At 58.8% G+C, this 7422-nt stretch carries 7 protein-coding genes and 1 pseudogene; 1 reads left to right on the top strand and 7 read right to left on the bottom strand.

Annotated features, from left to right (window positions below):
* The 5 genes from cpaB to H5U08_RS06740 all read right to left on the bottom strand — a co-directional run.
* On the bottom strand, positions 1–637 hold a 637-nt coding region (cpaB, locus tag H5U08_RS06760), incomplete at its 3' end, for a Flp pilus assembly protein CpaB (protein ID WP_297031510.1).
* A gap of 264 nt (positions 638–901) precedes the next feature.
* Positions 902–1444, bottom strand: coding sequence for an A24 family peptidase (locus H5U08_RS06755; protein ID WP_297031509.1), 543 nt, complete (start codon positions 1442–1444; stop codon positions 902–904).
* Between the two features lie 99 nt (positions 1445–1543).
* The gene (locus tag H5U08_RS06750) at positions 1544–1900 is read right to left on the bottom strand and encodes a hypothetical protein (protein ID WP_297031508.1); all 357 of its coding nucleotides are present in this window, start codon (positions 1898–1900) and stop codon (positions 1544–1546) included.
* A gap of 110 nt (positions 1901–2010) precedes the next feature.
* Positions 2011–2334 (bottom strand): hypothetical protein, encoded by a 324-nt coding sequence (locus H5U08_RS06745; RefSeq protein ID WP_297031506.1) that lies wholly within the window; start codon positions 2332–2334, stop codon positions 2011–2013.
* 258 nt (positions 2335–2592) lie between these two features.
* Positions 2593–2949 (bottom strand): hypothetical protein, encoded by a 357-nt coding sequence (locus H5U08_RS06740; RefSeq protein WP_297031504.1) that lies wholly within the window; start codon positions 2947–2949, stop codon positions 2593–2595.
* Positions 2950–3341: 392 nt separating this feature from the next.
* Here H5U08_RS06740 and H5U08_RS06735 point away from each other — a divergent pair, with 392 nt between their 5' ends.
* Positions 3342–5930, top strand: coding sequence for a hypothetical protein (locus H5U08_RS06735; protein WP_297031503.1), 2589 nt, complete (start codon positions 3342–3344; stop codon positions 5928–5930).
* Between the two features lie 171 nt (positions 5931–6101).
* On the opposite strand, the gene H5U08_RS06730 is transcribed toward H5U08_RS06735, so the two are convergent.
* Both H5U08_RS06730 and H5U08_RS06725 read right to left on the bottom strand, forming a co-directional pair.
* A complete protein-coding gene (locus H5U08_RS06730; protein ID WP_297031501.1) occupies positions 6102–7013 on the bottom strand; it encodes a DUF4465 domain-containing protein in 912 nt (303 codons plus the stop codon).
* A 31-nt stretch (positions 7014–7044) separates the two neighbouring features.
* A pseudogene (locus H5U08_RS06725) lies at positions 7045–7422 on the bottom strand (hypothetical protein); the annotation flags it as partial.

Here is a 7422-nt window from a genome sequence, read left to right as displayed (position 1 = left end):
CGTACTTTTCCGCCAAAATGAGTTTGTTGGCCTGCTCGGGGGTCACCGCCACGGTAATGTTCCGGAGATCGGTGGGACGGTCTTCGGCAGCCGGGAAGCGGTTCCGGCTCGTTGCCAGGACGCGAACCCGCCGCAGGAGTGTCAGAGTGGCCATCCCGCCAAATTCCGGGCGATCGTTCTTCACCGTGAGCGTGATGTCCACCAGACTTTCCGGCTGAATCATCCCGTTGACCGCCGCTTTGGCGTCCACGGCCAGAGTTACGGCACGATAACCGGGCGGCAATCGCTCGGAGAGCAGGGGGACCTCGCCCACCTCGTAGAGGTCCTGTTCCCGAATCGGCTGGCCGGCGGGAATCGTCACCTTGGCGAGGCGATAGAGTGCCCGAGACTTCAGCGTCAACGCCCCTTCCGGGACCTTGTCGGCGGGCACGGCGACCTCTTCCACATAGTCGTCGATAATCCGTGTGTACTGGCCGAGATTGTACTTGGCCACTACGATCTTGGTCATTTTTTTACCGGGCGCTCTGGCCTGGTGTTCGGCGGGTCGGGACAGATGCCGAACCGCGTAGGCCGCCCCCAGTCCCACCATAATGGCCACCACGATGAATGTCACACCCGCAGGACTGACACGTTTCATGGAAGTTCCTCTCCTTTGTTACAAATGAGCAACACAGCACGTGGCCTGTTTCTATTGGGCAACAACGTCACGCGATATCAGATAAGAACCAAAAACCTCCCTGGACGCTCGACTCTCGCTGAAGAAGAGTTCTTTTCCGTATGTCAGCTTTCTTATCCGAGGTTTTGTCATCGTTATGAGCCATCGTTGTGCAATTTCAGTGCCGATAGTCGAATGAAACATCACATAAGCCGATGGAACGCCGTCTTATGCCGGTGGAAAGCATCAGTACCATGCACCCCGCAGCAGGGCCACCGCCACCATCAACCAGGTTCCCACGGCCAGGGGTACCGCGAACGGCAGGGCCTTGCGACTTGAAACGGTGAACCTCCTCGTGGGCGCGACCCGGCCTGGTCCGGCGTGGTCGGACTGCTTGGCACGGGCCGTGGGACGCACGAGTTCTTCCAGAGACTTTCCGGTCACCAGACAGACAAGGCTAAAAACCGCCCCCACAATGACGCCGCAGGCAAAGGCGATGAGGAGGCCTCGCGGGCCGAGCCAGGCCCCCAAAGCCGCAAGCAGCTTGATGTCACCCATCCCTCCGCCGCCGAGAATATAGGGCAACAACAGCAGGCCGGCCCCCAGTGCAAAACCCGTCAGAGCGAATAGCCAGCCCTGTCCCCACGGCAAGAGAGCGTGAAAAAGCAGTCCCGCCACCATGGCGGGAATCGTCAGGACGTTGGGAATACGCCGTTCTCGCAGGTCTGTTACGGCCGCCCCAAGAGTCACCAAAAGCACCGCACTCGCCACAATGAGAGAATCCAGCATGTTCAAAGAAGACACCTCCCAAAACTCGGATGAAAAGTTTGTTCCAGGAAAAAAGTTTTCAAGGACCATTGGTCGTGTCGACCGCGGCCACGGTTTCTGTCATAAGTTCCGGCCGCGCTCTATGTTCTGGGCGGCGTCATCGTCCTGCCAGCTTCCCCAACTCCCTGCGCAGGGGAGGTCGTCTGGGGCGTGCGTCTCGAACGACTGGTCCACCGATAATACGGCGCCACAGATATCGCCCAACTCGTCGATGACCCCGTCCCGAAACGCCGTGTAGGCACCGACAACGCCCAGCACAAGGAGCGTGATGAGGATCACCCATTCAAAAGTGAGAACGCCTCGCCGCGTCGCGCGATCGGGAAGGGATCGCCCTCGGTTTTTCACACGTGCGAATCGGGCACTTTTAACAGGGCGTCGCCGGAACTGGTTCCACATCTGTGAGAAGGCCATCGCCATAAAGCCTCCGATTGTCAAATAAGACGCGTTGAAAGAGTATGTCTGTCTGCGCTAGTTCAGGAAAACATGTGCCCGCTGTGTGTTGATTCCTGGCAACAGGAGGCTGCCGGTCACGGATTGGAGCACGTGCCCACAGGCCCCTGGTCAGGTCGGCCGGTTGTGGGGCGGTTTTGTTCGCCGGGACACTCGGGCAAGGTGTCCGTGAAACTGAAGGCGTTGCCCCAACCTGAGTCGTCCGCCGACACCGTGTAGGACTGGTCAATGTGGACGAGGGCGCCCACAACGTCGCCCAGTTCGCTGACGAGGGCATCCCGAGCGGCCGACACCCCGCCCACAATGCCGATCACAATGAGTGTGATGAGCAGAATCCACTCGAAGGTCAAAACTCCCTCGCTTCGCCGCACATGGCGCCACGCCAATCGAATCACTTTCATACATGGTCTCCCGAGATAAGCCACTCGTACGCCGACTCAACCTCAGAAACAGTCTTACGCAATTTTCATTCCACGATTGTCAGGATGACGGGATAAAATTCCGATTCACACTGAGTGCGGAACGATTCCTTCACCAGAGAACCTGTCCACATCGTAAAGAAAAACCGGCTCCGGGGTGATCACACCACGCGGAGCCGGTTGTTCAAGTGACGACGGGAAGCCCGACAAAGCTGTCGAGGCGTTCAGCTCATGGCTGCATCACAGGTTAGGATCTTCGACGTCGTCGCCACAATCACCGATGGCGCCCTGATCCTGAGTGAGATCACCGGTGGTCAGGCGACCCTGATCCATACCAGCGGAATCGGTGTAGGACGAGTCGGAGGCACCATCGACGACGCAGTCAGGCACTTGCACATCCCACGGATGGGCGATGTAATAGGACTGGTCGAGCGAAATGACAGCCTCGACAACGTCGCCCAATTCCGTGATCACGGCATCGCGCACCGCACTGAGACCGCCGACCACACCGATCACGAGGACCGTGATGAGGAGGATCCATTCGAAGGTCAAAACGCCTTCTTCCTCCCGCCAGATACGAGACAACACGCGCTTCACCCTGTCGCTCCTTATACTAAGGACCAGAGGAACCAACAAGCTGTCGGTCCACCGCAGACCGACCTGACAAGTTTTCATCCTTTGTCCCATCGATGGGATGACGTCTTGCCCAATACGCTTTAGCAGGGTTTGTGCCAAATCGAACAAAAAGTGGCCAGATCGCGAAAAATCCCGCCCAACACGCGAAAATTCACAGTGTCGCAGGGGCCGTTTGTAGGCGAGTGGCCTTGCCGGAGCTCCGTCCACGCAGAACTTTGTTCAAAGCTTGAAACACCGGGCCCAAGAGCATCCAAGAGTCATGTTGTAACATTGAAACACGTTGACAATTTCGCCTGTGGAATCGGACGCTGAACCGGAGGAGTCATTTGAGTCTCGAGCGAAAGGAGCCCCTCATGAAGAGTCCTTTTTTGGCCGCACTGGTCCTGATGGTGAGTCTGCCGATTTGCGTCTGCGGCGAGCCATCGCCCCCGACCTGGCCCAGCCTCCCCGTCCCAAGAATTCGCGGAGAATCGATCGACATCACCTTTGCTGCGGACACAAGCGGGTTTCAAGCGCTCAACCAGTGCCGTTTGTCCGTCCGGGATGGCGTTCTCGTCGTGGAGAGTTTTGGGGAAGATCCGTATCTCGCCCGGCCACTTTCGATTCCCGCCGACGCCTGCGAGGTGATCGTCGAGCTGCGGACGACCGTATCGACAGGCGGGGCTGTGTACTGGACCTGCGGCCGATCTTCGCAATGGGGTGAAGATAAGGTCCGCCATTTTCCACTCCAGGCGGACGGGCAGTGGCACGAGTATCGGGTGGAGATCGTGACCCCGGGTGGTCTGAAGCAATTGCGGCTCGATCCCGGGGCGGCCCCCGGTGTTTACGAGATTCGTCGTGTTCGCGTCACCGCGATGAAAATATTGGACGTCGCCGTAGGAGAGATCACCGTTACTGAGAAGAGTGTCCGCTTCGATATCATCAACAAAACAAAAACTCCCGTCTTCGTTATCGCGGAGAACCGAAAAATTGAGGTCCCGGCCGAGGATCACAGAGTGATCGAGGTTCCCCGTCGGCGAGACCGTGTGCTGGAAGGTGTCGCCGTTGAGATTCAGTGTCCGGAAATGGAGAAAAGCCTGCGGCGCGTGGTGTGGGTTTATGACGATTCCCTCCCGGCCGACTGGACCGTCGTGCCTGGCGATCTGCCGGGTGGCTGCCGCCTCGAGGTATCACCCCAGGATAACGCGGCACGCATTCGTCGGGGTCAGGAAACCCTGGTGGCGATCGCCCCGATCGTCGCGCCCGCCGCTGTGGAGGGACCGGGCTTCATCACCCGGGTTCCCAAGCTTTCCATCAGCAATCAGGGAGATAATCTGGCCCTGGCCGGAGAGGGCGTCCGTGCCCAAATCCACGTTCGCAACGGCGAAGTTGCTTTCGATTTGGAAGCAACTAACTCGGCCGGGGAGGAAGTGGAGGGACCGGTGGTCCGACCTGGGGGACTTCTCGAGCAGGGGTTGTTTGCCGGTCTGGAATACCTCGGCAAGGGAGAACGGAGCTCTTCCACGCTGGACATCGAGACAGAAGAGCACATACGTTTCGCCCCGGATCCGATCAAAGTAACGATGCCCCTGATGGCATTCGTCACAGATCGGACGGGTGTCGCCCTCTCGTGGGATGACATGCACTTGCAGCCCATCTACGCCACCCCGAACGTCTTCGATGGCACGGCTGACCACCGGATGGCCCTGCGTGGCCACCGGATCAACGCCGTTCTGCGCGTGGGAGACAGCCGTCTGGAAGAACAGATCCTTTGGGCTGTCCAGCGAAAGGGATTGCCCGCGCTACCCGAGCCGCCTCGCGGTCGGGACGCGCAGAGGCAACTTTGCCTTTGGGCATTGACGGAGGGGCCCATCCACAATGAAAACGGCTGGGGACACTGCGTCGAACCCAACTGGGTGCGAAGATTCCATGTGGATATGGTGTCCACAATCTGGCGACTTTCCGGCAAGTTGCCGGAGGTTCCGGAACTGGTCCCCGGTGGGGCGCATTTGCCGGATGAAGCCGCCTGGTTCCTGACCGGTCGGGCCGAACAGTGGCTCCAGATCACGCAAAACCAGCTGGAGAACGTCCTCCGGCAGCAACGCGAAGACGGTTCATTTCGTTATCAGGGACCCTACCAAAAGGGTCATTTTGAAGACACGGCCAGCGGCTATTGCGGGCGGTTTGCGGTGCTTCTCCTGGATGCCGCTTATGTCACGGGGAACAAACGGACACTGGAGGCAGGTATCAAGACTCTGGAGTATATGAAGCGGTTCCGCACCCCGCGCGGGGCGCAAACCTGGGAATTATCTCTCCATACTCCCGACATTCTGGCTTCCGCCCACCTGGTCCACGCCTATGTGCGTGGCTACCAGCTCACCGGCAACAGGGAGTACCTGCAACTGGCCCGCCGCTGGGCTCTCACGGGTATCCCCTTTGTTTATCTGTGGGGTGAATACCCGGTAATGCTCTATGCAACGATTCCGGTATACGGAGCGACCAACTGGCGGGCCCCCAACTGGATCGGGCTTCCCGTGCAGTGGTGCGGCCTGGTGTATGCGTACTCCCTGACGCTCCTCGCCCCTTACGACAACACTCTCGACTGGCATCGCCTGGCCGAGGGAATCCTGATTGCCGGAGAACAGATGCAGGTTCCCCGGGAAGAAGGAGATTACGCCGGATTGCTGCCGGACTCCTTCCACATCCGTCTCCAGCGTCGCCAGGGTCCTTTCATCAACCCCTGCGCCCTGGTGAATCTGCGTCTGGCCCTGGACGGAAAACCGCACCGACTGGAAGTCGCGGCCGACGAAGCCCACCGCGTGGTCTCGCCATTCCCCGTTAGACTCGAAGGACGGCAGGCGGTCATTCAAGGCCAGGCGGGCACGCGGTACCAGATCGTGGTGGACGGGCAACGAGTTATTTCGGTTGACTCCCGCGGCACCGACGTTGTACCGCTCGATTGATGGCAGCCCTGGCCCCTGGCAAAAAGAGATGGCCCCGGGGAGGGGAGCCCGGGGCCCTGTGACGCCGTGATGAGACGACGTCCTCGGAGGGGTTTTTCCATGGTGCCGCGGAGTCGGGGCTTGTGCCTTGCTTCCCGGTCCACGGGCTGAACATCACGTCATCGCCGAGTTTCACACGGCTGCTTCAGCGATTCCCATGGCTGGTTTTCGGGTTCCGGCGTGATGCTCCGTCCCTGCACGTTTGCGGCGCCGCAGCCATGCACCAGCCCCCGCCGCGGCAAGTCCGCTAGCTAAAAGGGCGAGGCTCGCCGGTTCCGGGACGACTTCTGCCCCGCCGCCGAGCGTTTGGAAAACGATATTGTCCAGCGCGAAATAGGCCGGAGTGTTCATGCCCCACGGTCCCACGTCAGAAGAATCCAGCGAAAATTCGAGAATCCGCGCGGAACTGATCGGAGTGAGATCCACCGTGGCCCACCAGTTAACAATGTAATCAAGCGTGTTGTCCGCAAAGCGGAAATCAGCCAGATAGAACTCCACGGTGCCCAGCAACTGATTGGCCAGGTCTTTTCCGTAAATAATGAGTTTAAACCAGTCGGGATCATTGCCCGATGAACCGCCAAACTTCTTGGCGAAAGCATCCCCATCGCGCATGGAGAGATAGGCGTAGGTCGTATTCGTCACCTGCATCGATTGGAGAGCGACCCCCGCGGGCACGTCGATCTTCGGGAGATCCCCCCACAGATTGACGAATGAAACTCCATACGTGCGCGAACCGCTGGCACCGCTTCCGGTAATCGCGGAATACTGATTGGTGTAGCCGGGCGTGGTCGTATCCGTTTTATTCGAGTAAGCAAATCCATCCCATACATCCCAGGCCTGGGTGTAATTGTTGTGGAACACAAACCCGTTGGAAGTGAACGTGTTATGGCCGTCGTTCGGCGAACCGTTCCAGTAGGAATTGGGTGGCAGCGTGGCCCCCACGTCCTCAAAATCAACCACTCCCGCCCGTACCGGGAGACATATCAAAACGCCCACCGCAGCGAGCGTCGTTTTCCACACAGCGTTTCGCAGCTTGCTTCTCATGGATGCACCTCCTCAGCAGAAATGTGACGACTTAGGAAAGAGTAACCTGGTCACCAACTGATTCAGTCCTCTGAATCACACCGGCCGATTTTGCATTCCAAAATTTTCGGCCAAGCTTGACTCCTATAAACGGGATTGCCGTTAACAGGATGGCGAGCGCGGATGGCTCGGGAACAATGTGCGCTTCCGGAGCAAAATACCGAACTCCCACGGCGTCGAGGTCAAATCCTGCGGAACCCGTGGTCGGGTAAGGGTCGTAAATCGGGTCTCCCGACGTGTCCAGATAGGTCCCGTCTCCAATGATGTCCAAAATGCGAACAAATTGAAGGTTGCTGAAATCTAATAGGGGCGATATTCCGACCAAAACGGCTAGGTCGAACGGGGTTCCCCAACCCTGCCGGTATTTACC

This window comes from Thermogutta sp., assembly GCF_014359955.1.
Lineage (GTDB): Bacteria > Planctomycetota > Planctomycetia > Pirellulales > Thermoguttaceae > Thermogutta.
This window is presented reverse-complemented; position numbering and strand designations above follow the sequence as displayed.

Coding starts and splice junctions, on each gene's coding strand:
- H5U08_RS06735 (WP_297031503.1), top strand. CDS start 3,342: ATGAAGAGTCCTTTTTTGGCCGCACTGGTCCTGATGGTGAGTCTGCCG.
- H5U08_RS06730 (WP_297031501.1), bottom strand. CDS start 7,013: ATGAGAAGCAAGCTGCGAAACGCTGTGTGGAAAACGACGCTCGCTGCG.
- H5U08_RS06755 (WP_297031509.1), bottom strand. CDS start 1,444: ATGCTGGATTCTCTCATTGTGGCGAGTGCGGTGCTTTTGGTGACTCTT.
- H5U08_RS06745 (WP_297031506.1), bottom strand. CDS start 2,334: ATGAAAGTGATTCGATTGGCGTGGCGCCATGTGCGGCGAAGCGAGGGA.
- H5U08_RS06750 (WP_297031508.1), bottom strand. CDS start 1,900: ATGGCGATGGCCTTCTCACAGATGTGGAACCAGTTCCGGCGACGCCCT.